2 protein-coding genes are annotated in these 884 nt (G+C 63.0%); both read left to right on the top strand.

What is annotated here, in order from left to right; all coding sequences use genetic code 11:
• Positions 1-79 precede the first annotated feature (79 nt).
• On the top strand, positions 80-346 hold the full coding sequence (locus DQW77_RS17915) for a transposase (RefSeq protein WP_026757543.1): 267 nt from the start codon (positions 80-82) through the stop codon (positions 344-346).
• Between the two features lie 188 nt (positions 347-534).
• Positions 535-884 (top strand): DDE-type integrase/transposase/recombinase (locus tag DQW77_RS17910; protein WP_404947950.1); only part of this gene is annotated, 350 nt, incomplete at its 3' end.

The raw sequence follows: 884 nt of genomic DNA, 5'->3' as shown, positions 1-884 counted from the left end.
TGACCTGCCCCCGCAAAACCGGGCCATTCAAAAGTAGAGTTTGTTCTCGTAACGTTCAAAGCGACGAGGAGAACAGACGATGCGCAAATCACGCTTCACCGAAGAACAGATTGTCGGGATCCTGCAGGAGTATGCGGCCGGGGCGAAGGTCTCGGAGCTGTGCCGCAAGCACGGCATGTCGGACGCCACGCTGTACAAGTGGAAGGCCAAGTATGGCGGCATGACGGTGTCCGAGCTGCGGCGGCTGAAGGATCTCGAAGCCGAGAACGCCGAGCTGAAGCGTCTCCTGGCCGACGCGATGCTCGACAACGCGGGCTTGAAGGGGCTGCTGGCAAAAAACTCCTGACGCCTGCGCACCGCCGCGCCGCGGTGAAGACGCTGATGTCTGAACATCGGTTCACAGAGCGGCGGGCGTGCAGGCTGGTCGGGATTTCACGGTCGAGCCTGGCCTATCAGGCCCGACCAGACCGCCACGCGCGGTTGAGGGAACGCCTGATTACCTTGTCAGGCAAGCACCGGAGGTATGGGTATCGTATGTTGCATGCCAAACTCGTCCGCGAGGGCTTCAGGGTGAACGTCAAGGTCGTCGAGCGCCTCTACCGCGAAGAACGGCTGTGGCTGCGCCGCACCAAGCGCAAGAAGATCCCGCGCGAGGGGCGTGAAGGGGCCTGGTGCCCGATTGCGCCCAATCAGCGCTGGTCGCTCGACTTCACCAGCGATGCTCTGGCCAACGGCCGCAAGTTCCGCACTGCCAACCTCAAGGACGACTGCACCCGGGAGTGCCCGGCGATCGAGGTGGATTTCTCGTTGCCGGGCGAGCGGGTGGTCGAGATGCTGGAACGCGTGACCCGTGAACGGGGATACCCCGACATCCTGGTCGTCGA

Origin of the sequence: Roseovarius sp. TE539 (assembly GCF_003298505.1) — a bacterium.
Lineage (GTDB): Bacteria > Pseudomonadota > Alphaproteobacteria > Rhodobacterales > Rhodobacteraceae > Roseovarius.
The sequence above is the reverse complement of the archived record's forward strand: the minus strand, read 5'-3'. Positions and strand labels throughout refer to the sequence as shown.

What these genes read in the sequence shown, in the direction of transcription:
- DQW77_RS17915 (WP_026757543.1), top strand. Translation starts at nt 80, where the DNA reads ATGCGCAAATCACGCTTCACCGAAGAACAGATTGTCGGGATCCTGCAG.